Here is a 989-nt window from a genome sequence, read left to right as displayed (position 1 = left end):
ATAGCAAAAGGTACCTTAAAACAATGGCATCTGGAAGATATGGATAAGATTTCTAGAGATAAAAGTGTTGTGTTGCTGGATGTGAGAACTGTAGGTGAATTTAACAGGGGGCATATGGATGGATTCAAAAACATTCCTGTAGATGAACTAAGGGAACGTATCAATGAAATTGAGAAGGGAAAGCCCGTTTACCTGATATGCCAGAGTGGGCTACGCAGTTATATTGCAAGCCGTATTTTGGAAGGAAATGGATATGAAACATACAACTTTTCAGGTGGATTCCGCTTTTATGATGCAGTGGCTAATGACCATGCACTGATTGAAAGATCATATGCATGTGGTATGGATTATTAGAAATAAATAAAATATTTTTATAGTTTGATTGTAGTATAAAAAGATCCCCCATTTATTAGAATGACTTTCATAATTCTGATAAATGGAGGATTCTTTAGAGAAAAAAACGTTTTATGATCTTTGTAGTGTTTCCAGTCTTTTCGAATCAAGGATTGCTATTTTGCCGCGAGAGAGTCTGACGAGTCCTTCGCCTTGAAAGTATCGAAGCATTCGAGTGATAACTTCCCTGTGGGAACCAAGATGGTTTGCGATAGTTTCGTGAGTGATTTTCAGTTCATTTGTTCCTTCAATGGATGTTTCTTCTAAAAGAAATGAAGCAACACGCTTATCCAAACTCTTCCACATAATCTGTTCAATCAGCCACATGACATCAGAAAAACGGGTAGCCATTAACTCATTGGTATAGTTTGCGACAGGAGCAGATTCTTTCATGATGCCCTTATAGATTTCAGCAGGGATGATCCAAAGATCCGTATCTTTTTCTGCTTCAATGGTTACTTCAAATTGAATAGACCGCATGATACATGAGGCGGATAAAAGACACATATCCATATCGAACAGACGGTAAAGTGTAATCTCCCGTCCTTCATCTGAAAGTATGTAAGTTCGAAGCTGCCCGGATTTAACCAGTAATA

2 protein-coding genes are annotated in these 989 nt (G+C 37.9%); one reads left to right on the top strand and one right to left on the bottom strand.

Translation table 11 applies throughout. The features are described from left to right. Positions 1 to 354, top strand: a 354-nt coding sequence (locus tag LIR34_RS17515) for a rhodanese-like domain-containing protein (RefSeq protein ID WP_265107752.1), incomplete at its 5' end; no start/stop codon positions are given. Positions 355 to 465: 111 nt separating this feature from the next. Here LIR34_RS17515 and LIR34_RS17510 read toward each other — a convergent pair. Further along, positions 466 to 989, bottom strand: a 524-nt coding sequence (locus LIR34_RS17510) for a Crp/Fnr family transcriptional regulator (RefSeq protein WP_173903415.1), incomplete at its 5' end; no start/stop codon positions are given.

The organism is Blautia sp. MSK17_66 (assembly GCF_020538025.1).
Taxonomy (GTDB): domain Bacteria; phylum Bacillota; class Clostridia; order Lachnospirales; family Lachnospiraceae; genus Blautia_A.
The sequence above is the reverse complement of the archived record's forward strand: the minus strand, read 5'-3'. Positions and strand labels throughout refer to the sequence as shown.